The sequence below is a fragment of the Micromonospora mangrovicola genome (assembly GCF_047200535.1).
Taxonomy (GTDB): domain Bacteria; phylum Actinomycetota; class Actinomycetes; order Mycobacteriales; family Micromonosporaceae; genus Micromonospora.
This window is the reverse complement of the sequence record NZ_JBJZOG010000001.1, coordinates 127,740-150,001: the sequence shown is the minus strand read 5'-3', so window position 1 is coordinate 150,001 and position 22,262 is coordinate 127,740. Positions and strand designations below refer to the sequence as shown.

The 22,262-nt window shown below is 73.8% G+C and carries 23 protein-coding genes; 14 read left to right on the top strand and 9 right to left on the bottom strand.

Annotation, left to right across the window (positions count from 1 at the left end):
- Window position 1: 1 nt before the first annotated feature.
- Window positions 2–958: a prephenate dehydratase gene (gene pheA, locus ACL02O_RS00695; RefSeq protein WP_412815946.1), complete on the top strand. Its 957-nt coding sequence runs from the start codon at window positions 2–4 to the stop codon at window positions 956–958.
- A 43-nt stretch (window positions 959–1,001) separates the two neighbouring features.
- Here the strand turns inward: pheA and ACL02O_RS00690 are convergent, their stop codons facing one another.
- The 3 genes from ACL02O_RS00690 to ACL02O_RS00680 all read right to left on the bottom strand — a co-directional run bounded on the left by ACL02O_RS00690 (window position 1,002) and on the right by ACL02O_RS00680 (window position 2,714).
- Window positions 1,002–1,724, bottom strand: a complete 723-nt coding sequence (locus ACL02O_RS00690) for an AIM24 family protein (RefSeq protein ID WP_412815945.1) — start codon at window positions 1,722–1,724, stop codon at window positions 1,002–1,004.
- A gap of 96 nt (window positions 1,725–1,820) precedes the next feature.
- Window positions 1,821–2,165, bottom strand: coding sequence for a metallopeptidase family protein (locus ACL02O_RS00685; RefSeq protein ID WP_412815984.1), 345 nt, complete (start codon window positions 2,163–2,165; stop codon window positions 1,821–1,823).
- Window positions 2,166–2,285: 120 nt separating this feature from the next.
- Window positions 2,286–2,714, bottom strand: coding sequence for an OsmC family protein (locus tag ACL02O_RS00680; RefSeq protein WP_412815944.1), 429 nt, complete (start codon window positions 2,712–2,714; stop codon window positions 2,286–2,288).
- Window positions 2,715–2,832: 118 nt separating this feature from the next.
- Between ACL02O_RS00680 and ACL02O_RS00675 the strand changes: the two genes are divergently transcribed.
- The 3 genes from ACL02O_RS00675 (at window position 2,833) to ACL02O_RS00665 (ending at window position 5,360) form a co-directional block, all read left to right on the top strand.
- Window positions 2,833–3,561 carry a hypothetical protein gene (locus tag ACL02O_RS00675; RefSeq protein ID WP_412815943.1) on the top strand — a complete coding sequence of 243 codons (729 nt, stop codon included), beginning with the start codon at window positions 2,833–2,835 and terminating at the stop codon, window positions 3,559–3,561.
- Between the two features lie 165 nt (window positions 3,562–3,726).
- Window positions 3,727–4,548 carry an HAD family hydrolase gene (locus ACL02O_RS00670; protein WP_412815942.1) on the top strand — a complete coding sequence of 274 codons (822 nt, stop codon included), beginning with the start codon at window positions 3,727–3,729 and terminating at the stop codon, window positions 4,546–4,548.
- Window positions 4,548–5,360 (top strand): HAD family hydrolase, encoded by an 813-nt coding sequence (locus ACL02O_RS00665; protein ID WP_412815941.1) that lies wholly within the window; start codon window positions 4,548–4,550, stop codon window positions 5,358–5,360. The genes ACL02O_RS00670 and ACL02O_RS00665 overlap by 1 nt, the downstream gene beginning before the upstream one ends.
- Window positions 5,361–5,407: 47 nt before the next feature.
- Here ACL02O_RS00665 and ACL02O_RS00660 read toward each other — a convergent pair whose 3' ends face one another.
- A complete protein-coding gene (locus ACL02O_RS00660) occupies window positions 5,408–5,998 on the bottom strand; it encodes a bacterial proteasome activator family protein (protein WP_412815940.1) in 591 nt (196 codons plus the stop codon).
- A 110-nt stretch (window positions 5,999–6,108) separates the two neighbouring features.
- Here ACL02O_RS00660 and ACL02O_RS00655 point away from each other — a divergent pair, with 110 nt between their 5' ends.
- Together ACL02O_RS00655 and ACL02O_RS00650 are read left to right on the top strand one after the other, a co-directional pair.
- Window positions 6,109–6,936 (top strand): alpha/beta hydrolase family protein, encoded by an 828-nt coding sequence (locus tag ACL02O_RS00655; RefSeq protein WP_412815939.1) that lies wholly within the window; start codon window positions 6,109–6,111, stop codon window positions 6,934–6,936.
- A gap of 47 nt (window positions 6,937–6,983) precedes the next feature.
- On the top strand, window positions 6,984–8,204 hold the full coding sequence (locus ACL02O_RS00650; RefSeq protein WP_412815938.1) for an ABC transporter substrate-binding protein: 1,221 nt from the start codon (window positions 6,984–6,986) through the stop codon (window positions 8,202–8,204).
- A 75-nt stretch (window positions 8,205–8,279) separates the two neighbouring features.
- On the opposite strand, the gene ddaH is transcribed toward ACL02O_RS00650, so the two are convergent.
- Window positions 8,280–9,113, bottom strand: a complete 834-nt coding sequence (gene ddaH, locus ACL02O_RS00645; RefSeq protein WP_412815937.1) for a dimethylargininase — start codon at window positions 9,111–9,113, stop codon at window positions 8,280–8,282.
- Between the two features lie 59 nt (window positions 9,114–9,172).
- Here ddaH and ACL02O_RS00640 point away from each other — a divergent pair, with 59 nt between their 5' ends.
- Both ACL02O_RS00640 and ACL02O_RS00635 read left to right on the top strand, forming a co-directional pair.
- Window positions 9,173–9,631 (top strand): Lrp/AsnC family transcriptional regulator, encoded by a 459-nt coding sequence (locus ACL02O_RS00640; RefSeq protein WP_302770476.1) that lies wholly within the window; start codon window positions 9,173–9,175, stop codon window positions 9,629–9,631.
- A gap of 73 nt (window positions 9,632–9,704) precedes the next feature.
- Window positions 9,705–10,661: a zinc-binding dehydrogenase gene (locus tag ACL02O_RS00635; RefSeq protein WP_412815936.1), complete on the top strand. Its 957-nt coding sequence runs from the start codon at window positions 9,705–9,707 to the stop codon at window positions 10,659–10,661.
- Between the two features lie 125 nt (window positions 10,662–10,786).
- Here ACL02O_RS00635 and ACL02O_RS00630 read toward each other — a convergent pair whose 3' ends face one another.
- From ACL02O_RS00630 to mobA, 3 genes are all read right to left on the bottom strand, one after another.
- Entirely contained in the window at window positions 10,787–11,890 is a 1,104-nt protein-coding gene (locus ACL02O_RS00630) for a T3SS (YopN, CesT) and YbjN peptide-binding chaperone 1 (RefSeq protein WP_412815935.1), read from the bottom strand.
- A gap of 100 nt (window positions 11,891–11,990) precedes the next feature.
- The gene (locus tag ACL02O_RS00625) at window positions 11,991–12,248 is read right to left on the bottom strand and encodes a DUF6457 domain-containing protein (RefSeq protein ID WP_412815934.1); all 258 of its coding nucleotides are present in this window, start codon (window positions 12,246–12,248) and stop codon (window positions 11,991–11,993) included.
- The gene (gene mobA / locus ACL02O_RS00620; protein WP_412815933.1) at window positions 12,245–12,844 is read right to left on the bottom strand and encodes a molybdenum cofactor guanylyltransferase; all 600 of its coding nucleotides are present in this window, start codon (window positions 12,842–12,844) and stop codon (window positions 12,245–12,247) included. Before mobA ends, ACL02O_RS00625 begins: the two co-directional genes overlap by 4 nt.
- A 269-nt stretch (window positions 12,845–13,113) precedes the next feature.
- Here mobA and fdhD point away from each other — a divergent pair, with 269 nt between their 5' ends.
- Entirely contained in the window at window positions 13,114–13,965 is an 852-nt protein-coding gene (gene fdhD, locus ACL02O_RS00615; protein ID WP_412815932.1) for a formate dehydrogenase accessory sulfurtransferase FdhD, read from the top strand.
- Window positions 13,966–14,127: 162 nt separating this feature from the next.
- Here fdhD and ACL02O_RS00610 read toward each other — a convergent pair whose 3' ends face one another.
- Window positions 14,128–15,168, bottom strand: a complete 1,041-nt coding sequence (locus tag ACL02O_RS00610) for a DUF4192 domain-containing protein (RefSeq protein WP_412815931.1) — start codon at window positions 15,166–15,168, stop codon at window positions 14,128–14,130.
- A gap of 163 nt (window positions 15,169–15,331) precedes the next feature.
- Between ACL02O_RS00610 and ACL02O_RS00605 the strand changes: the two genes are divergently transcribed.
- The 5 genes from ACL02O_RS00605 (at window position 15,332) to ACL02O_RS00585 (ending at window position 22,096) form a co-directional block, all read left to right on the top strand.
- Window positions 15,332–16,246, top strand: coding sequence for a fructosamine kinase family protein (locus ACL02O_RS00605; RefSeq protein ID WP_412815930.1), 915 nt, complete (start codon window positions 15,332–15,334; stop codon window positions 16,244–16,246).
- On the top strand, window positions 16,243–17,259 hold the full coding sequence (moaA, locus tag ACL02O_RS00600; protein WP_412815929.1) for a GTP 3',8-cyclase MoaA: 1,017 nt from the start codon (window positions 16,243–16,245) through the stop codon (window positions 17,257–17,259). Before ACL02O_RS00605 ends, moaA begins: the two co-directional genes overlap by 4 nt.
- Window positions 17,260–17,262: 3 nt before the next feature.
- Complete coding sequence (locus ACL02O_RS00595) at window positions 17,263–17,508, top strand: MoaD/ThiS family protein (protein WP_412815928.1); 246 nt, start codon at window positions 17,263–17,265, stop codon at window positions 17,506–17,508.
- Window positions 17,509–17,517: 9 nt separating this feature from the next.
- Complete coding sequence (locus ACL02O_RS00590; protein WP_412815983.1) at window positions 17,518–18,804, top strand: metallophosphoesterase; 1,287 nt, start codon at window positions 17,518–17,520, stop codon at window positions 18,802–18,804.
- Between the two features lie 94 nt (window positions 18,805–18,898).
- On the top strand, window positions 18,899–22,096 hold the full coding sequence (locus ACL02O_RS00585) for a UvrD-helicase domain-containing protein (protein WP_412815927.1): 3,198 nt from the start codon (window positions 18,899–18,901) through the stop codon (window positions 22,094–22,096).
- The last annotated feature ends 166 nt before the right edge of the window (window positions 22,097–22,262 follow it).

Here is a 22,262-nt window from a genome sequence, read left to right as displayed (position 1 = left end):
CATGCCGGGAACACCACCGACCCGCTTCGTCTACCTGGGCCCCGAGGGCACCTTCGCCGAGCAGGCGCTACGTACCGTGTCCGCCGCCGAGCGAGGCAGCCGGACGCCGGCCCGCAGCGTCGGTGAGGCGCTGGACGCGGTGCGGGCCGGGGAGGCGGACGCCGCCCTGGTGCCGCTGGAGAACTCCATCGGCGGCGCGGTCGGGGTGACCCTCGACGAGCTGGCCGAGGGGGAACCACTGGTGATCACCCGGGAGGTGATCCTGCCGGTCGAGTTCGTGCTCGCCGCCCGTCCGGGCACCTCGCTCGCCGAGGTCCGGAGCCTGGCGGCGCACCCGCAGGCGTCCACCCAGTGCCGCAACTGGCTCCGCGACCACCTGCCCGACGCGACAGTGATCGACGTGCTCTCCAACGGAGCCGCCGCGGCGGGCGCGGCGGCCGGCGAGTACGACGCGGCGATCTGCGCCCCGATCGGCGCGGGCCGGCATCGACTGGCGGTGCTCGCCGACAAGATCGCCGACCATCCGGACGCGGTGACCCGGTTCGCGCTGGTCTCCCGACCGGGGCCGCCCCCGCCGCCGACCGGCGACGACGTGACGTCGCTGGCGGTCTACATCGCCCACGACCGGGTGGGCGCGCTGCTGTCCGTGCTGATGGAGCTTGCCGTCCGTGGGGTGAACCTGACCCGGATCGAGTCCCGCCCGACCGGCGAGGCACTCGGCCGCTACGTCTTCTTCCTCGACTGCACCGGCCACGTCGCCGACGTACGCCTCGGCGAGGCGTTGCAGGGGCTGCGCCGGGTCTGCGCGGACGTGCGTTTCCTCGGGTCGTACCCCCGGCACCGCTGGAGCCCGGCGGCGATCGACCGGCCGGTCCCCGCACCGGCCGGTCTCTCCGACGCCGACTACGCCGACGCGGCGGCCTGGCTGGCCCGGCTGCGCGCCGGCGAGCTGAGCTGACGGGGCGGGGACGACCGGCTCGGGCGCCCCGCGTAGCCGAAGGTCACTGCAGCAGGCCGCCGAGCAGGCCGCCCTGCTGCTGCTGGGCCCCGCTGCCCTGCACCGGCGGCTCCTCCGACGGCTGGACCACGACGAAGCCCTGACCGGCGAAGCTCATGGTGAACGCCTCCCCGGTGCTGCGACCCAGGAGCGTGCCGAGGCCGAGCTGCTCGGCCCGGTGGTAGCCGGTCTGCAGGTTTGCCGACCAGCAGACCGCGGCCTGCGGGTCGACGTAGGTCGGAGCGTCCACGTTGAGCACGACCGGCGTGCCCTTGGTGGTGACGGCGATCCGGCCGTGGCCGGTGAAGACGCAGTTGAACAGGCCCGCGGACGAGGCGAAGCCCACGCCGCTGACCATCTTGATGTCGTAGCTGAGCGTGGGTTCGAAGGCGAGCACGCTGGAGCCGTTGATCGACAGGGCATCGCCGGGCTCCAGGTCGATGATGTGCACGTCCTTGGCGAGGTCGGCGAGGAACACGTCGCCCCGGCCGCTGAGCTTCATCAGCGGGACACCCTCACCGGTGAGCCGTTGCTTGATGAACTTGCCGATGCCGCCGGAGCCGAGCGCCTGGAACTGCACCTGACCCTGGTACGCGACCATGGACCCGACCCGGGCCATCGCCTCGCCGTTCAGCTCGATCTTCAGCATCTTGGAGTTCTGCAGCCGCATGCCCGGCTGCTGGGACTCCTTCTCAAGGTTCTCCGCGGAGAACAGCGCGCTGCGCATGGGTTTTTTCCTCCTGCATCGGGGTGTGCCTGCCCGCAGGTTAGGGGAACCACGCAAGGTGGGGGATCGGTCGAGCGGGGCGCGGCGCGGGCCCGGTCAGCCCCAGCCGAGGCCGTGCAGCCGCTCGTCGTCGATGCCGAAGTGGTGGGCGATCTCGTGCACCACGGTCACCGCGACCTCCTCGACGACGTCCTCCTCGGAGTCGCAGATGCGCAGGATGGGACGGCGGTAGATGAGGATGCGGTCCGGCAGGACACCGGAGTAGTCCCAGCCCCGTTCGGTGAGGGCGTGCCCCTCGTAGAGGCCGAGCAGGTCCTCGCCCGGGGGCGGATCGTCCTCGACCAGGATGACCACGTTGCTCATCAGCCCGAGCAGTTCCTCGGGCACCTCGTCGAGGGCCTCGCCGACCAGTTCCTCGAACCGCTCCCGGCTCATCTCCACGGCCACGCCGCCCGGTCACTCCTTCCTGGTCGGCACCAATTCACGGAAAGAGTGGCCATCGGCAGTCCGATGGGCACCCTTTCCGTGAATATGCGGCCACGCGCGTCGCGCGGGCCGAGGTCAGGCGAGGCGGGCGGTCAGGGCGATCTGTGCGCCGGGGGAGAGCAGCCGGGAGATCGGGCAGTTCTCCTTCGCCACCTCGGCCAGCTTGGTGAACTGAGCCTCGTCCATGCCCGGGACCTGGCCGACGGTCTCCAGGTCGATCCGGGTCACGGTCATGCCCGCGTCGGTCTTGTCGAAGTGCACCTTGGCCGTGGTCTCGACCGAGGTGTCGGTGGCGCCCGCGTCGGCGAGCTGCTTGGAAAGGGCCATCGAGAAGCAGCTCGCGTGCGCGGCGCCGATCAGCTCCTCGGGGTTGGTCCCCTCACCCTCCTCGAAGCGGGACTTGAAGGAATAGTTGCCGGTGAGACCGCCCTTGCCGGTGCGGACCGTGCCGGCGCCCTCGGTGAGGTTGCCCTGCCAACGTGCGGAAGCGGTACGGATAGGCATGGCGTCGACGCTATCCGAAAGCGGTCGGCCCCGCACCGGCGCGATGTCTGCGATCCCCGTCCCCGCCTGCCGGGTGTGTCATGATTCGACGCAGACCCGCGCACGCGGAAGGTGGCCGATGTCCCAGGATCCCCCCATCCCCAGGCAGGACCGGTCCGACGGCACGACCGTGGTGGAGTGGGGCGACGCCGGCCCCGCCCCGGCCGGCCGGTCGACCGGCCGCTCCCTCACCGTCCTCGCCCGGGACCATCGCCTGCCGCCGGTGCTGGCGGGGCTCGCCGCGGTGGCCGCGATCGCCTCCCTGGTCGGCGAGTGGCTGGTGATGACGGTGCCGAACGGCGGCCCGGACGGCACCACCCCGATCCGGATCCCGGGCGGCGTCTCGGAGGTGGGCGGCTTCGGGGTCGGCTACCTGGTGGGGCTGCTCGGCCTGGCCGGCGCGGTGGCGCTCGCGCTCCGGGGCACCGCCGCCGTCCGGCAGAACGCCCGGGTCGCCGGTGTCGGCCTCGCCGCAGCGGTGCTGGCCGTGCTGACCGCCGCCGCCCTGTCCCTGGACGACGCCGGCCAGCGGACGCTCTTCTACCCCTCGGTGGAGGGGTTCCGGGTCGAGTACGGGCGCGGACTGGTCAGCGCCTTCGTGGCCGTCGTGCTGCTGGCGGCCGCGCTGTACCTGTCCGGCCGGGCGATCGACCCGGAGCCGGATCGGGACGGCGAGCCCGGGGCGGCGGAGAACGGACGACCGGTGCCGGGTCGACCGCGGACCCGCGAGGGTGAGCTGCCACCCGCGCCCGCCGACCTCACGGTGGCGCCCACCGCCCCGTTCGCCCGGCCCGAGCCGCCACGCTGAGCCGGGCGGTCGGACACCCTCCGGACGCCCCGGATTGGTGTCCGATTCGCCGAAAAGCCATGGTTGCGGGCGGTTCCGCGAGATACGGTTGCTGCCCGCCGTCGCTGGGCCCAGGCACCGAGGACCAGGGCGGCCGGCGCGACGGCGGCGGGCGAAGGAGGAACCATGACCCGCCCGGGACTGCCCAAGCTGATCGCCACCGACCTCGACGGCACGCTCGTCCGCAGCGACGACACCGTCTCCGCGTACACCCACGAGGTGCTCGACCGGGTACGCGCCGCCGGGATCCCGGTGGTCGGCGCGACCGGCCGCGGACCGCGCCTGACCGAACTGACCCGTAACGACATCCGCGCCGCCGACTTCCTGGTGATGGCCGGCGGCGGGCGGGTGGTCGACCAGAGTGATCCGGAAGGGCCGCTGGTGCTGCGGGACGAGCGGCTCGCCGGCGAGGTGCTGGCCCGGCTCCTCGCCGATCTGGAGGCCGAGGTCGGCCCGCTGACCGTGATGGTGGAGGCGTCGGACGAGCACGACGCGCCGCTGTGGGGCGACTACCACGCGAGCTGGCCGTACCAGGACCGGTTCGAGGCGCGCAGCCGCGAAGAATGTCTCTCCTGCGACGTGATCAAGGCATTCGCCCGTACCGCCGGCCACCACGTGGACGAGCTGCTGGCGGTGGCCCGCACGATCGTCCCGCCGGAGCTGGCCACGCTCACCCAGGCCGGGCTCGGCTTCATCGAGATCTGCCCGCCCGGAGTGGACAAGTCCACCGGGCTGAGCGTGATCGCCGAACGGCTCGGCGTCGACCCGGCGGAGGTGCTGGTCTTCGGCGACCAGCCCAACGACCTGCCGATGTTCGGCTGGGCCGGCTGGTCACGGGTGGCGGTCGCGAACGCCCATCCGGACGTCCGGGCGGCGGCCGACGAGATCACCCTGCGCAACGACGACGACGGGGTCGCGGTCTACCTGGACCGGCTACTCTCCCGGTGATGGGAGAACCACCTCGGCTGATCGCCACCGACATCGACGGCACGTTGCTCCGGGACGACCGGACGCTGAGTCCGCGTACCGCGGCCGTGCTGGCCCGGATCGCCGCTGCGGGCACGCCGGTCGTGCTGGTCACCGGCCGTCCGATCCGCTGGCTGCCGCTCGTGTACGAGCAGCTCGCCGAGCCGCTGCCGGCAATCTGCGCGAACGGCGCGGTGGTGTACGACCCGGCCGCCGACGAGGTGCTGCGGGCCGATCCGCTCGCGCCCGAGCTGCTGGCCGAGGTGGCTCGCCGGCTCCGGGCGGAGGTGCCCGGGGTGAGCTTCGCGGTGGAGATCGTGGACAGCCGGCAGATGCGGCACGAGTCACACTATCCGCTGCGCTGGGACGCCGACCTCGACGCGATCCGGGCGGTCGAGTCGCCGGAGGAGCTGCACGCCGCACCCGCGGTCAAGCTGCTCGCCCGGGCCGGCGAGCAGGATCCGGACGCCTTCGTCCGGGTGGTCGCCGGGGCGTTGCAGGGGCTGGCCGAGGCCACCCACTCCTCGTACAGCGGGCTGGTGGAGATCTCCGCTGCCGGGGTGACCAAGGCGGCGGGCCTGGCCTGGTACGCGGCCCGGCTCGGAATCGACGAGCGGGACGTGCTCGCCTTCGGGGACATGCCGAACGACGTGCCGATGCTGACCTGGGCCGGTCGGGCGGTGGCCGTCGCCAACGCGCATCCGGCGGTGCTGGAGATCGCCGACGAGGTGACCGGGGCGAACGAGGAGGACGGCGTGGTCGCGTACCTGGAGCAGGTCTTCGGGGTGGCCTGACCGGCCGGGTGCGTGCGCCCCGACCGGTCAGCGGCACGTGTCCCCGATCAGAGGTACTGGCCGGGGGCGTGCCCCTCGTTGGTCGGCGGCATGCCCGGCATGCCGGGGATCATCCCGCCGGGACCGCTGGGCAGCGCCGCCCGGCCGGAGCGCATCTGCTCGAGCTGCACCCGGGCAGCCATCTGCTGGGCGACCAGCGCGGCCTGGATGCCGTGGAACAGCCCCTCCAGCCAGCCGACCAGCTGGGCGTGCGCGATTCGCAGCTCGCTCTCGCTGGGCGCCTTGTCCTCGGTGAAGGGCAGCGAGATCCGCTCCAGCTCCTCGCGTAGCTCGGGGGCGAGGCCCTCCTTCAGCTCAACGATCGACCGCTCGTGGATCTCGCGCATCCGGTGGCGGCTGGCGTCGTCGAGGGGGGCCGCCTTGACCTCCTCGAGCAGCTGCTTGATCATGCTGCCGATCCGCATCACCTTGGCCGGCTGTTCGACCAGGCGGGTCGGGTCCTCGCCCTGCCCCTCCTCGGTCTGCACCGCGCCGACCGGCCGACCGTCCGGCCCGACCACCACCACCGTGCCGGGGATGCCGTCCCTGTCCTGCTCGTCGTTGTGTCCCGCGGAACGCGCTTCGGTCATGACACCCATCTTTACCCAGCCCCCGCCACCCGCGCTCGGCGGGACCGGCTGGACGCCCCCGAACCACCCGGCCGGGCCACCCGCCCCAGGCCGGCGGCCGAGGCGCTACCGTCCCCGGCATGCCCGCTGACCCGCGCGCCGTGCTCACCCAGCCGTCTCCGCCGCCGGACGCCACGGTCGCATACGGCGATCACCCGGACCAGCTCGCCGATCTACGCCGACCGGCCGGCGACGACCCGGCCCGGCCACTGGTGGTCGTGGTCCACGGCGGCTTCTGGCGGGCCGAGTACGACCGCGGCCACACCGGCCCGATGGCCGCCGCGCTGGCCGAGCTGGGCCATCCGGTCGCCCAGCTGGAGTACCGACGTACCGGGCAGGCCGACGGCGGCTGGCCGAACACCCTCACCGACGTGCTCGCCGGAGTGGCCGCGCTGCCCGCGCTGGCGGCCGCCGCGCTGCCCGGACGGGTGGCGCCGGGGCCACCGATCCTGGTCGGTCACTCGGCGGGTGGCCACCTGGCGCTGTACACGGCGGCGCACGCCCCGGCGACGGTCGGCGGCGTGCTCGCGCTGGCCCCCGTCGCCGACCTGGTCGAGGCGTACCGGCTGGATCTGGACGGCGGGGCGGTGGCGGCGCTGATCGGCGGGGGTCCGGCCGAGTTCCCGGATCGGTACGCGGCAGCCGACCCATCGGCATTGGTACCGATCCGAACACGGAGCGTAGTCGTTCACGGTGCGCAAGATCAGCAGGTCCCGATCGGGATCAGTCGCTCATGGGTGGCGGCGGCCCGGGCGGTCGGCAGCCCGGCCACGCTGATTGAGCTGCCGGAATGCGAGCATTTCGGGCTGATCTCCCCGGCCTCGGCAGCCTGGCCCCGGGTGGTGGCTGCGTTGCGGTCCCTGCACGATGATCTTCCGGCCATTGACGCAGCGTCGCCAAGCAGGTAGAACGCCGAAGGGGCGTGCACCCTGGCAGCCCTTACGGGAAGGAATCGGTGTCACAGATGAACCGCAGGCGGGCACTTCAGCTGCTGGCCGCACTGGGTACCTCCGGGCTGGCGGCGGGCTGCGGCTCCGACACCGACGGCGAGGGCACGGCGACCCCGGGCAGCCCGGTGAAGATCGGGCTCATCGTGCCGAGCAGCGGCCCGAACAAGGCCATCGGTGACGAGATCACCAACGGCTTCCAGCTCTTCCTCAGCCTCAACGACCAGCAGCTCGGCGGCCACCCGGCGACCCTGGTCCCGGCCGAGGAGGGCGACAGCGCCAAGAGCGGCCAGGCCGCCGTGGACCGGTTGGTCAAGGAGGGTGTCCTCGCCCTCACCGGCGTGGCCAGCCCCACGGTGATGTCCGGCATCCGGGACACCGTGGAGCAGGCCCGGGTGCCGCTGATCGGATCCAACGCGTCGCCGACCAGCCTGCAGAGCGTCGTCTACATCTGGCGCACCTCGTACGTCCTGGACGAGCCCGGCGAGGCGCTCGGCGTCTACCTCCGGCAGACCGGCGTCCCCGGGGGCATCGCGATCTTCGCCCCCGAGGGTCCGGGCAGCCGGGACGTCATCGACGGCTTCCGCCGGGGCTACGAGCAGGACGGCCACCGCCTCGCCGGGGACCCGATCCTGACCAGCGACGAGCCCAACCCCGGCAAGGGGGCGTTCTCCCGGCCGATCCGCAGGGCACTCGCCAAGCACCCCGACGCGATCTTCTGCAACTACTCCGGCACCGCCGCGGTGCAGTTCATCAAGCAGCTCTACGACGAGGGCTACCAGGGCAAGCTCTACGCCCCCGGCTTCCTCACCGAGGGCACCGTGTTGAGCCAGCTCGACGACGGGGAGCAGGGCGTGCAGCGGGCACGCATCCTCAAGCACGGCATCGAGACCGCGCTGAACTACTCGCCCGACCTGAACAACAACGCGAACCGGGTGTTCGCCTCGGCGTACCGGAAGACGTACAGCGTCTCCCCAACCACCTACGCGATGGCCTCGTACGACGCCGCCCAGGTGCTGGACAAGGCGATCCGGCTGGTCGGTGGGAACCCGACGCCGCAGGCGGTCAACCTGGCGCTCGGCAAGATCGGCCAGATCGACAGCCCGCGCGGCGCCTGGCAGTTCAACCAGCCGCGTACCCCGCAGCAGAAGTGGTACCTGCGCCGGGTCATGCTCGACGGCCGACTGCTGTCCAACGTCGTCGTCAACGAGCTGGCCACCCTGGGCTGAGCCCGCCCGTACGCCGAACGGGCGACCTCCCTACGGGGAGGCCGCCCGTTCCGGGTCCGGCGCGGGGCGCCCGCGTCAGTGGCGCAGCTCGGCGATGCAGCACTTCACGCTGCCGCCACCCTTCTTCAGCTCGGCCAGCTCGACCGGGACCGGGCTGTAGCCCGCCATCTTGAGCTTGCCGGCCAGTCGGGTCGCCTCGCTGTTCAGCACCACGTTCCGGCCGTCGCTGACCAGGTTCAGGCCGAAGGCCAGCGCGTCCTCGTCGTCGGCGAGCACCGCGTCCGGGAAGAGCTGGGCGAGGACCTTCTGGCTGGCCGCGGAGAAGGCACCCGGGTAGTAGACGACGTTCTCGTCGTCGATCGAGGCGAGCGCCACGTCCAGGTGGTAGAAGCGCGGGTCGACCAGGCGCAGCGAGACCACCGGCCGGCCGAGCGCCTCCTGCGCCTCGGCGTGCGCGGCCAGCTCGGTGCGGAAGCCGTGGCCGGCGAGGATCAGCCCACCGTGCGCGTCCGGCAGGTACACGAAGTCGCCCTCGCCCTCGTTGGTATCGCTCGGCGCGATGAACCGCCAGCCGTGCTCCTCGTAGAACGCCCGGTGCGCGGCGGCCTCGGCAGCCCGCTGCTCGTGCTTGAACTGGGCGCCGTAGACCGTGCCGTCCACCACGAAGGCGCCGTTGGCCGCGAAGACCATGTCCGGCAGCCCGCGTTCCGGCGTGAGCAGGTGCACCTCATGGCCGAGGCCGACCAGCGTCTCCCGCAGGCGGTCCCACTGCTTGACCGCCAGCTCCGCGTCGACCGGCGCGGTCACGTCCATCCACGGGTTGATCGCGTACTCGACCGCGAAGTGCTCGGGCGAGCACATGAGATATGTCCGCTTTCGCGGGACTCGCTGCTGGTTCACGGTCACCAAGAGTAGGTACGGTACAACTTTGGTAACAGCCACAACCATTGCTTCCCAGAGGCGGAACGTTGCAGATAGACGCGGTCGACCAGCGAATCATTGCGTTGCTCGTGGCAGATGCCCGCGCCTCGTACGCGGACATCGGCACCCGGGTGTCACTCTCCGCCCCCGCGGTCAAGCGACGGGTCGACCGACTCCGATCCGCCGGGGTCATCCGGGGCTTCACCGCGGTCGTCGACCCGGCCGCCGTCGGCTGGACCACCGAGGCGTTCGTCGAGCTGTTCTGCGCCGGCCGGACCACCCCGGCGCAGATCGGGGCGGCCGCGCGCCGGCACCCCGAGGTGGTCGGCGCGTACACGGTCTCCGGGGAGGCGGACGCGCTGGTGCACCTGCGGGCCGCCGACATCGCCCACCTGGAGGAGGCGCTGGAGCGACTGCGGGCCGAATCCTTCGTCACCTCGTCCCGGAGCACCATCGTGCTGTCCCGGCTCGTCGAGTCCCCCGGCGTCGGCCCGTCCGCGCCTTGACCTCAAGCCCGCTTCAGGTCGTCCACTGGACGCCGGGACCCCACCGGGACGGTCCCGGGCAGGAGGACACGACGTGCGGGCGGTGTGGCTGCGGGAGTTCGGCGGTCCGGAGGTGCTCGTCCCGGGACCGGCGCCGGACCCGGTACCCGGCGCGGGACAGGTGCTGATCGAGGTGGCGCACGCCAACCTGACCTTCGTCGAGACCATGTTCCGGGCGACCGGGTTCGGCCCGTTCGCCCGGGAACTGCCGTTGATCCCCGGCAACGGCGTGGGCGGCACCATCGCCGAGGTCGGGCCCGGCGTCGACCCGGCACTGGTCGGCCGACGGGTGGTCAGCTCCACCGGCGGCACCGGCGGGTACGCCGAGCGCGTGGCGGTGGCGCACGACGCGCCCCTTCCGGTGCCGGACGGGTTGCCGCTGGACCAGGCCGTCGCGCTGCTCGCCGACGGTCGCACCGCCCTCATGCTGGTCCGGGCGGCCGGGCTGCGGGCCGGCGAGCGGGTCCTCGTGGAGGCGGCGGCCGGCGGGGTCGGCAGCCTGCTGACCCAGCTCGTCACGGCGGCCGGTGCCCGGGTCGTCGCCGCCGCCGGCGGGCCGCGCAAGGTGGCCCTGCTGCGCGGACGCGGCCTCGACGTGGTGATCGACTACCGGCAGCCGGACTGGCCCGACCGGGTACACGCCGCGACCGGCGGGCTCGACGTGGTCTTCGACGGGGTGGGCGGGCCGATCGCCCGGGCCGCGTTCGACCTGCTCGACCCGGGTGGCCGGATGCTCAGCTTCGGGCTGGCCGGCGGCACCTGGGCGGACCTGCCCGCGGAGGTGGCCGCCGCGCGGAAGGTGACCCTGCTCCGCCCGAGCGCCCCGCCGCACGAGCTGCGCGCGCTCACCGAGCAGGCACTGGCCGAGGGCGCGGCCGGGCGGCTCCGCCCGCTGATCGGGCAGCGCTTCCCCCTGGAACGGGCCGCCGACGCGCACGCCGCCATGCAGTCCCGCGCCACCGTAGGCAAAACCCTCCTGGACCTCCCCTAACCCCCGCCCGCGCCCACCCCAAAATCCGCGCTAATTCACGGAATGAGTGGCCATGCCGCGTCCGATGGCCACTCATTCCGTGAATCAGCGCCCTCGTGGCCGAGGGGTGGGGGGTGGGGGTCGGGTCAGAGGTACATGCCGGTGCGGTGTTCGGGGTGGCTGCGGGCGGGCTTGTCACCCTCGCCGAAGAAGCGCTTGCCGCCGAACTCGCCGTGCAGGCGGTCGTCCAACTCGTCGGCCAGGCCAGTCATCACCTGCACCGCGAGCATCAGGTGGGTGGCCTGGAAGTTGCGGCCGAAGACCGGGACGGAGGCCCACACGGTGTCGTCGGCGCAGTAGAGACGGCCGATGGGCATCCGGTTGGTCAGCTCGGAGAGCTTCACGTAGAGACGCTCGGTCGGCTCGACCTCGGTGAGCACCGGGGAGAAGACGTCGACCAGGGGCGGGTTGTCGCGTACCCGGACGAAGACCATCGCCGACCCGGCCCGGATGTTGATGTCGCCGTCGGAGTCGACCTGCAACTGGTCGGACTTCGACTTGAGCATGGTCGAGACGACCGTACGGACCCGCTCCTCGAGGGCCAGCAAGTCGTTCTCGACGGCCTGCGCGGTGGCCGCGGCGGCCAGCGCCTCGTCGAGGTCGGTCTCCACGTCACGGTCCGGGCCGAACTCGCTGCGGGCCGTGCCGAGCGGCTCCACCGGCAACGCCTTCCCGTCCGCGTCGTGCACCAGATAGACCAGGAAGGCGGGGTGCGGGGCGCCGTACACGTCGCGCAGCGTCCGGGAGAGCACCGCCGCCAGCCGGGTCGCCTCGTTGACCGGGCAGTCCAGGCCGAACTGCTCGCCCGAACCCTCGACCACACCGGGCGGGGACCAGCCGAGCGCGATCATGTCCGCGACCGCGGCGCGGTCCAGCCGGTAGCCCGGCGGCAGCGTGGCGTTGCCGACCGCCCGCGCCGACAGCTGGCCGTCGTCGCCGACGTCCACGCTGATCGAGTAGACGGCGTCGCCGGTCCCGGAGGCGGTCGGGTCGAGGGTCAGCTCCAGGTGCGCGCCGCTGGGCAGGGCGCGCAGCCGCTCGGCCAGCGCCCGGGCGAGCTCCCGCCAGGCCTCGGTCACCTTGGCCCGGAGATCGGCCGTGGTGGGCTCGTCCAGCAGGATCGGCTCGTACTGCTCCGGCGTGCCGTCACCGGCGGGCTCGTCGGCCGGCGAGGGGTGGTCTGCCGTCATGATCGCCTCCGTCCGTCAGGGCCACCCTACCCACGGCCGGTGGAGGTCGAATCATGGCGGACCGGGATCGGACAGCGGGTCGCGGAACCGACGGAACGGCCTACTCGGCGGGGGCGGTGCCGTCCAGCTCGACCGGCCAGGAGCCGGCCAGCTCGCTGAGCCGCGCGGCCGCCGCGGTGGGGTCCGCTCCCCGCCCCACGGCCACCCCGAGGAGGTACGCCGTGACCGGCGCGCCCGGACGCAGCACCTGGTGGGCCACGTCCCTGGCCAGGTCGAGCACGACCGGCACCGCCACCTCGGCCGGATCCAGCCCCAGCTCGGCGCAGGCCGCCGTGACCCAGTCGTCCATCACCGTCATCGCGTCCACTCCTCGGCCCGGCGTACGTCCTCGTCAGTGTCGCAGTCGAACCAGGGCGGCGGCCCGGAGCCGGACCAGCTCACCTCCCGGACGACCATCCCGGCCAGCAGCGCGCGCACCGGGGCCCCGTCGACCGTGCCACCCCGCTCGGCGGCCAGCCGGTCGACCGCGGCCCGCAGCACCGCGACGCGCCACACCCCGCACAGCTGCTGCCGCCGACCGTCGCCGTCGACGTAGCAGGCGCCGTCAGCCGTCGACCCGGCGAGCGCCCGGCGCAGGTCGGCCACCGCTGAAGGAGTGAGCAGGGGCAGGTCGGCGGCGAGCAGGGCGACGGTGGTCGTACCGGGGTCGAGCAGGGCCAGCCCCGCGGCGGTGGCGGCGACCGGGCCCCCGCCGGGCGGCTCCTCCCGGGTCGTTCGGACGTCCGCGGGGACCGGGCCGACCGGGCCGACCACGATCCGCGGCTCGGCGTCGGCGACCGCCGCCAGCACCCGGTGCAGCATCGGACGGCCACCGACCGGACGCGCCGGCTTGTCGACCCCGCCCATTCGGCGGGCCGCGCCACCCGAGAGCACCACCGCCGCGTAGGTCGTCATCGGGCCACGGTAACCGCCCCGGCCCCCGCGCCGTACCCTCCCGGACTCGATGCCCCTGCCCCCGCCGTCGGGAGAGGACGGGTGGTCGTGGCGCGGCGACCCGATCTCCCAGCCCGACGGCACCCCGCTCCGCCAAGATCGGGCGGCCCTCTGTCGCCCGGATCTCGGCGGGACCTGGGCGGTCGGCCCGGGCGGTCGGCCCGGCGCGTCGCCCACGGAGCCCGGGCGTCGCTGTGCGGGTGGGCGGCCCGGCGGGGCAGGATGGCGGGATGGGACGGGCGACTGACCGGCGTGGCGTGCTCCGGATCGACCTCGACGCGGCGGTCGACGGGCGGGCCCGGGTACGACGGCAGGACACCCTGGCGGTGGAGGAACCACTGGAGATCCGGGTCGGCGCGGCCGGCCCCGGCCGGCGGAAGCCGCTCGCGGTGACCATGCGCACCCCCGGCGACGACCTGGACCTGGCGATCGGCTTCCTGCTCACCGAGGGGCTGATCCGGTCCGCCGACGACGTGCACACCGCCCAGCTCTGTGCCGGGGCGGAGACGCCGAACACCTACAACGTGGTCGACGTGGTGCTCGCCCCCGGCGTGCCCGAGCCGGTCACCGACCCGGCCCGCAACTTCTACACGACCAGCTCGTGCGGGGTGTGCGGCAAAGCGAGCATCGACTCGGTGCGGACCCGGTCGCGCTTCGCGGTCGCCGACGACCCGCTGCGCGTACCCGCCGAGCTGCTGGTCGCGCTGCCCGACCGGCTGCGCGCCGCGCAGCGCGCCTTCGACCGCACCGGCGGCCTGCACGCGGCCGGGCTCTTCTCCGCCGACGGCGAACTGCTGGTGCTGCGCGAGGACGTCGGCCGGCACAACGCGGTGGACAAGGTGGTCGGCTGGGCGGTGCGGGAGCGCCGGCTGCCGTTGGCCGGGCACGTGCTGCTGGTCTCCGGACGAGCCAGCTTCGAGCTGACCCAGAAGGCGTGGATGGCCGGGGTGCCGCTGCTGGCGGCAGTCTCCGCGCCCAGCACCCTCGCCGTCGAGCTGGCCGAGGAGGCCGGGATGACCCTGGTCGGCTTCCTGCGCGACCGGACGATGAACGTCTACACGGGGACGTCCCGCGTCGGCTGACCGACGGTGGCTGCGGCGGGGCCCACCGTCCGCTGTGGGCGCGTCCCGAAGCACGGACGCGCCGCGTTCCTCGCCTGCCGGATGCGGGCCGACTGGTGCGATGCTGGCCGGCGTCCGGCGAGGGGAGGCGAGCGGCGCACCGGCGCGGCGTCTGCGGCTCGCTCAACGGCCCGGCCGGCGACGCCGACGCCGCAGCACCGCCGCGCCGCCGACCTCCGGCCAGCCGTCCAGCTCGGACGGGGGCAGCCCGCGACGGAGCAGGTCGTCCAGGAGCACCGCGAGCGAGTAGTCGGGGTGGGCGGCGAGCACCCGTTCCAGGGCCACCGCGGCCAGGGCGCCGTACCCCGCCCGCCAGGACGCGAAGGCGAGCAGGCTGCCGGGGGCGGCGATCAGCTCCGGCTCGGCCCGCCGCAGCACGTCGGTCCAGAGGCTGATGTCGGCGTCCCGCCCGTCCGTCCGCTCCCAGGCGTGGTCGCGTACCGAAAGTTGGCCGAGGAGCACGGTCAGCCAGGCCGCCTCGTCGTCGGTCAGCCGCTGGCCGCGCCGGTGCCGGCGGAACGCGGTGCGGACGGCCGCCACTCCGGCGGACCGCACGGACCGGCTGCCGGCCGTCCCGGTTCCGGTCGCCTCCGGCGTCAGGGCCGCCAGGCGACCGCGGGCCCGGACGGTGGCCCGGCGCATGGCCACCCGGACCGGACCGTCGAGCGCGGACACCTGGGCGGTCAGCGCGGCCCGGTCGGGCAGGGCGACCTGACCGGCGAAGACGGCCGCCGCGCTGACCCGGCTGGCCCCCGGGTCGTACGGGGTGCCGTCGGGCGGGCAGCACTCCGGCTCGGTGCACAGGTAGGACCACCAGCGCCCGTCGCTGACCCGGAGCGCGTCGAGGACGAGCAGCCCGGCCCCGTCCAACGCCTCGCCGACCGCGTCGACCGCGCTGGTCACCCGGGTGGCCGGACCGTACCCGATCACGGTGGCGGACTCGGTACCCTGCCGGGCGACCACCTCGGCCAGGTGTCGGGCGGCCGGCTGCGGGTCGGCACCCGGTCCGGGCAGGTCGCCCCGGGCGGCGAAGACGACCCGGCGGCCGCGCATCGCCACCACGACCACACTGTCGGCGGGGTGGAAGCCGAGCAGGTACGGCACGGCGGCGATCAGGTCGGCGGGCGAGCGGACGGCGAGCCGGGGCTGGTCGGTGGGAGTCATGCCGGGAGCGTGCGGCGACCCTGGCCCACCCCGACAGACCCTGTGGACGACACACGGGTTGTCCACAGATACGGAGAGTATCGCCGCAGGTGAACGCCGATCGGTACGGGCGGAGGACGCCGCACCGCCCCCGGGCGTCGGTCCGACCCGCTACCTTGCGCTCATGGACCTGGCGTACCTGCGGGCACACCCGGAGCACCTGCCGACCTTCCTGACCCACCAGCGGATCCGGGAGACGCCGGTCTCCGGCGGTGACATCTGCGCCACCTCCCGGCTCACTCTCGACGACGGGCACTCGGTCTTCGCCAAAAGCTGGCCGGAGCGGGCCGGGCGGCCGGTGCCCGAGGGCTTCTTCGCCGCCGAGGCGGCCGGGCTGCGGTGGCTGCGCGAGGCGGGCCCCGTCGCCGTGCCGGAAGTCCTGGTGGCGCTGCCGGAGCTGCTGGCGCTGGACTGGGTCGAGCCGGGCGAACCGAGCCCGGAGGCGGCCGATCGGTTCGGGCGTGAGCTGGCCGGGCTGCACCGCGCCGGGGCCCCCGCGTTCGGCGCGGACTGGGCCGGCTTCATCGGCGCGCTGCCGCAGGACAACACGCCGGACCCGGGCCCGTGGTCGGACTGGTTCGCACGGCGCCGGCTCCTGCCGTACCTGCGGATGTCGGTGGACGGCGGCGCGCTCACCGCCGCGGAGGTCCGTCCGGTGGAGGAGCTGATCGACCGGCTCGGCGAGTTCGGTGGTGACGAGCCACCGGCGCGGGTGCACGGCGACCTCTGGCCGGGCAACCTGCTCTGGGGCGCGGACGACCGGATCTGGCTGATCGACCCGGCGGCACACGGCGGCCACCGGGAGACCGACCTCGCCCAGCTGGCCCTCTTCGGTGGCCCACCGCACCTGGACCGGATGATGGCCGCCTACCGGGAGGCGTGGCCGCTGGCCGACGGCTGGCGGGAGCGGGTGCCACTGCACCAGCTCCAGCTGCTGCTGGTGCACACCGCGCTGTTCGGCGCGGCGTACCGGGACGCGGTGGGAACCGCTGCCCGGGCCGCGCTGCGGGGCGCCGGACGCGCTACGGTCGACAGGTGACCGCCGCCCCCACGACAACCGACGGGGTCCTCGTCGACCGGTACGGCCGCGTCGCCCGGGACCTGCGGGTCTCGTTGACCGACAAGTGCAATCTGCGTTGCACCTACTGCATGCCGGCCGAAGGGCTGCCCTGGTTGGCCGGACCGCAGCTGCTCGGCGACGACGAGATCGTCCGGCTGGTCCGGATCGCGGTGCAGCGGCTCGGCGTCACCGAGGTGCGTTTCACGGGCGGGGAGCCGCTGATCCGGCCCGGGCTGGTCGGCATCGTGTCGGCGGTGGCCGCCCTGGAGCCGCGCCCGCGGATCTCGCTGACCACCAACGGTCTCGGGCTGGAACGGCTCGCCGCCACCCTGCGCGCCGCCGGGCTGGACCGGGTGAACGTCTCGCTGGACACCCTGGACCGGGCCCGTTTCACCGAGCTGACCCGGCGGGACCGGCTCGCCGACGTGCTCGCCGGGCTGTCCGGCGCGGCTGCGGCCGGGCTGACCCCGGTTAAGGTGAACGCGGTGCTGATGCGCGGGGTCAACGACGACGAGGCACCGGCGCTGCTCCGGTTCGCCCTGGCCCACGGCTACGAGCTGCGGTTCATCGAGCAGATGCCGCTGGACGCCCAGCACGGCTGGGACCGGACGGCGATGGTCACCGCCGACGAGATCCTGGCGGCGCTGGGCCGGGAGTTCGCGCTGACGCCCGACCCGGCCGAGCGGGGCGCGGCGCCCGCCGAGACCTGGCTGGTCAACGGCGGCCCGGACCGGGTCGGGGTGATCGGCAGCGTGACCCGGCCGTTCTGCGGCGACTGCGACCGCACCCGGCTCACCGCCGACGGGCAGGTCCGGGCGTGCCTCTTCGCGACCGAGGAGTCCGACCTGCGCGGCGCGCTGCGCGCCGGGGCGGACGACGCCGAGCTGGCCCGCCGGTGGCGTACGGCGATGTGGGGCAAGCGGGCCGGGCACGGCATCGACGACCCGGCCTTCCTGCAACCCGCCCGCCCGATGTCCGCGATCGGGGGCTGACCGGTGCAGCTCACCGTGCGCTACTTCGCCGGGGCGCGGGCCGCCGCCGGACGGTCCGAGGAGACCGTGGCCGCCGGCCGGTCGCTGGACGAGCTCGTCGAAGAGCTGACCACCCGGCACGGTGAGCGGCTGGCCGTCGTGCTGAAGGCGGCGAGTTTCCTGGTTGACGGCGTGGCCTGCCACGATCGTCGATTTCCGCTGCCGGGCGGGGTGACCGTCGATGTGCTGCCGCCGTTCGCGGGTGGCTGAGGGAGGCTCATTGTGGCGCTGGTGACGTTCATCGGCTTCGCCCTGCTCGTCATCGTCCTGATCCACCTCTACCTCTGGAAGCGACTGGTCCTCAGTACCACCGTCCCGGGCCGCTGGCGGAAGATCGGCGGCAGCGTCGTACTGCTGCTGGGGCTGCTGGTGCCAGCGACGATGGGCACGAACCGCGCGGACATCCGCTTCCTGGCCTGGCCGGGCTTCCTCTGGATCGGCCTGATGTTCTACCTGCTGGTCGTGCTGCTGGTGCTGGAAGTGCCGGTGGCGGTGGCCAAGCTGGCACTGCGGCGCCGGGCGGCGGTCGCCGAGCCCACCGCGGCGGCGCCGGAGCCGGCCCTGGTCGGCGCCGGCGACCCGCTGGCCGTCGGCACCTCCGCCGACGACCCGACCGGACACCCGGTCGACCCGCCGGCCGCCGCGGCGGCCGGTCAGCCGGACCACGACCCGTCCCGTCGCCTGCTGCTCGCCCGCGGGGCCGCGATCTTCGCCGGGCTCACCGCCTCCGGCATCACCGGGTACGGGGTGCGCACCGCGCTGGGCCCACCGCAGCTGGACCGGGTCCGCATCCCGCTGGCGAAGCTGCCGCGCAGCATGGACGGCCTGCGGATCGCCACGGTGTCGGACATCCACCTCGGGCCGCTGAGCGGCCGGTCGCACACCGAGCGGATCGTCGCGATGATCAACCGATTGGACGCCGACCTCGTGGCGATCGTCGGCGACCTGGTCGACGGCTCGGTGGCCGAGCTGGGCGAGGCCGCCGAACCGCTGCGCGACCTGCGCTCCCGGCACGGCAGCTTCTTCGTCACCGGCAACCACGAGTACTACTCGGGTGTCGAGGAGTGGGTCCGCGAGGTGGACCGGCTCGGCGTACGCGTGCTCCAGAACGAGCGTCAGGAGATCAATACCCGGGGCGGCGTGCTGGACCTGGCCGGGGTGAACGACGTCACCGCTGCGGGCACCGGGCTGGCCGCCCCGGCCGACTACGCCACCGCCCTGGCCGACCGGAACCCGGGCCGCCCGGTGGTGCTGCTGGCCCATCAGCCGGTGGCCGCGCACGAGGCGGCGAAGTTCGGCGTCGACCTGCAGCTCTCCGGGCACACCCACGGCGGCCAGATGGCGCCGTTCAACCTGCTCGTCCCGCTCCAGCAGCCGGTGGTCTCCGGTCTCGGCGAGGTGGACGGCACCAAGGTCTACGTGACCAACGGCGCCGGCTTCTGGGGCCCGCCGGTCCGGGTCGGCGCACCGCCGCAGGTGACCCTGGTCGAGCTGCGCGCCCCATAGCGCGCCGGGGCCCCGCAGTCCAGCGGCGGATTGCTCAGGTCACGCGTACGCGTGGCGGCGGCCGGGCAGTGGACCGGACGTGACAGGATGCGGCGTGCCTCCGTTCAGCGCCGCACCCCCCGGTGGCCTCCCGCCGTTCGTCGCGGATCTGCACATCCACTCGAAGTACTCGCGCGCGTGCAGCCGCGACCTGACCCTGCCGAACCTGGGCTGGTGGGCCCGACGCAAGGGCATCGGCGTGCTCGGCACCGGGGACTTCACCCACCCCGCCTGGTACGACCACCTGCGGGAGACGCTGCACCCGGCCGAGCCCGGCCTGTACCGGCTCAGCCCCGAGGCGGAGCGGGACATCGCCCGCCGCCTGCCACCCCGGCTGGCCGACGCGGCGGAGGCGGATCCGGTCCGGTTCATGCTCAGCGTGGAAATCTCCACCATCTACAAGCGGGACGACCGGACCCGTAAGGTGCACCACCTGATCTACCTGCCGGACCTGGACGCGGTGGCCCGGTTCAACACCGCGCTCGGGCGGATCGGCAACCTCGGCTCGGACGGCCGGCCGATCCTCGGCCTGGACTCCCGCGACCTGCTGGAGATCACCCTCGAGGCCAGCCCGGACGGCTACCTGGTGCCGGCGCACATCTGGACGCCCTGGTTCTCGGCGCTGGGCTCGAAGTCCGGCTTCGACGCCATCGCCGACTGCTACGCCGACTTGGCCGAGCACGTCTTCGCGGTGGAGACCGGGCTCTCCTCCGATCCCGAGATGAACTGGCGGGTCGGCAGCCTGGACCGCTACCAGTTGGTCTCCAACTCGGACGCGCACTCACCGCCCGCCCTGGCCCGCGAGGCCACCGTCTTCGCCTCGGTCCGCGACTACTTCGCCATCCGGGAGGCGCTGCGCACCGGGGACGGTCTGGCCGGCACGATCGAGTTCTTTCCGGAGGAGGGCAAGTACCACGCCGACGGCCACCGGCTGTGCGGGGTGAACTGGTCCCCGGAGCGGACCCGGGAGGCCGCTGGACGGTGCCCGGAGTGCGGCAAGCCGCTGACCGTGGGCGTGCTCAGCCGGGTCGAGGAGCTGGCGGACCGGCCCGAGGGACACCGGCCGGCCCACGCCCGGGAGGTCACCCACCTGGTCCCGCTCGCCGAGATCCTCGGCGAGATCAACAAGGTGGGCGCCCGGTCGAAGAAGGTCGAGGGAAAGCTCAACGAGCTGATCGCCGCGCTCGGCCCGGAGCTGGAAATCCTGACCGGCGCCCCGCTGGACGAGATCGGCCGGGTCGGCGGGGAGCTGCTCGCCGAGGGGATCGGCCGGCTCCGCCGGGGCGAGGTGCGCCGGGTTCCCGGCTACGACGGCGAGTACGGCGTGATCACCCTCTTCGACCCGGCCGAGCTGGGCGCCTCGGGCGGGACGGGCGCGCAGGACACGCTCTTCGACGTACCCGTACCCGTGCCCGCGCAGCGCAAGCCCGCGGAGCCGGCGCCGAAGCCCCGGGCCAAGCGCCCCGCGGCGGCGAAGGCCGAGCCGAAGCGGAAGGTCACGCCGCCGCCTCCGCCACCGATCGCGCCGTTGCCCTCCCCGCACGAGCCGTTCGAGCCGATGCTCGCCGGTATGGAGGAGGTTGGCACCGGCCTGCTGGACCGGCTCGACGCGATGCAGCGGGTGGCAGCCTCCGCGCCGGGCGGCCCGCTGTTGATCGTGGCCGGCCCGGGCACCGGCAAGACCCGGACGCTCACCCACCGGATCGCGTACCTCTGCGCGGAACTCAACGTCTTCCCGGAGCAGTGCCTGGCGATCACCTTCACCCGGCGGGCGGCCGAGGAGCTGCGGCACCGCCTCGACGGGTTGCTCGGCCCGGTGGCCGAGGACGTCACCGTCGGCACCTTCCACTCGCTGGGGCTCACCATGCTGCGGGAGAACGCCGAGGCCGCCGGCCTGCCGGCGGACTTCCGCATCGCCGACGACGCCGACCGGGCGGCGGCCCGGGCCGAGGCCGGCGACGACCCGGAGGCGTACACCGGGTTGCTGCGCAAGCGGGACCTGGTCGACCTGGACGAGCTGCTCACCCTGCCGGTGGCGCTGCTCAGTGGCGACCGGAAGCTGGTCCGCGAGTACCGCGAGCGCTGGAAGTGGATCTTCGTCGACGAGTACCAGGACGTCGACGCGGTCCAGTACGAGCTGCTGCGGCTGCTCTCCCCCACCGACGGCAACCTCTGCGCGATCGGCGACCCGGACCAGGCGATCTACTCGTTCCGGGGCGCGGACGTCGGCTACTTCCTGCGCTTCTCCCAGGACTTCACCGACGCCCGGCTGGTCCGGCTGAACCGCAACTACCGTTCATCAGCACCGATTCTGGCCGCCGCGGTGCAGGCCATCGCGCCGTCTTCGCTCGTGCGCGGCCGCCGCCTCGACCCGGCCCGGCTCGACCCGGAGGCGCCGCTGGTGGGCCGCTACGCCGCGGCCTCCGTCGCGGACGAGGCGGACTTCCTGGTACGCACGATCGACGACCTGGTCGGCGGTCTCTCCCACCGGTCGCTGGACTCGGGCCGGATCGACGGCCGGTCGACCTCTTTGTCGTTCTCCGACATCGCGGTGCTCTACCGGACCGACTCCCAGGCGGCCCCGATCGTGGACGCCCTGGCCCGGGCGAACATCCCGGTGCAGAAGCGCTCGCACGACCGGCTCCGGGACCGTCCCGGGGTGACGGCCATCGCCCGCGAGCTGCGGCACGCCGGGCTGGACGGTTCGCTGGCCGCCCGCGTCCGGCTGGCCGGGCAGGTGCTGGCGGAGCGGTTCGCCGTGCCGACCCTCGACGGTTCCGGCTCGGCACGCCCCGAGGATGTCCGGTTGGCGGTGGACCTGCTCACCCCGCTGGCCCGGCGCTGCGGCGACGACCTGGAGCTGTTCCTGTCCCAGTTGGCCACCGGCGCGGAGGTGGACGCCCTCGACCCGCGCGCCGAGGCGGTCACCCTGCTCACCCTGCACGCCGCGAAGGGCCTGGAGTTCCCGGTCGTGTTCCTGGTGGGGGCCGAGGACGGGCTGCTGCCGCTGCGCTGGCCCGGGTCGGAGCCGGACGACGACGCGGTGGCCGAGGAGCGCCGGCTCTTCTTCGTCGGGCTCACCCGGGCCCAGGACCGGTTGTACGTCAGCCACGCCGCGCGGCGCACCCGGCACGGCGCGGAACGTGAATGCCGGCCGTCGCCGTTCCTCGACGTGATCGACCCCGGCCTGTTCGAGCGGTTCGGCGAACCGGAGGCCCGTCGCCCCAAGGACCGCCAGCTCCGGCTGATCTGACGCCCGGCGGGGCCCGCACGACCGGGGAATCACTTGAGAGCGATATGCCGCAGAGACATAGATATGCCGCTGAGGCATATCGCTCACCGTTCTTCTCCTCGCCGTCAGGGAGCGCAGCCAGCGCCGGGGGCATCGCCGAGCGGGCCGGCGCGCCCCGGAGCGGCGG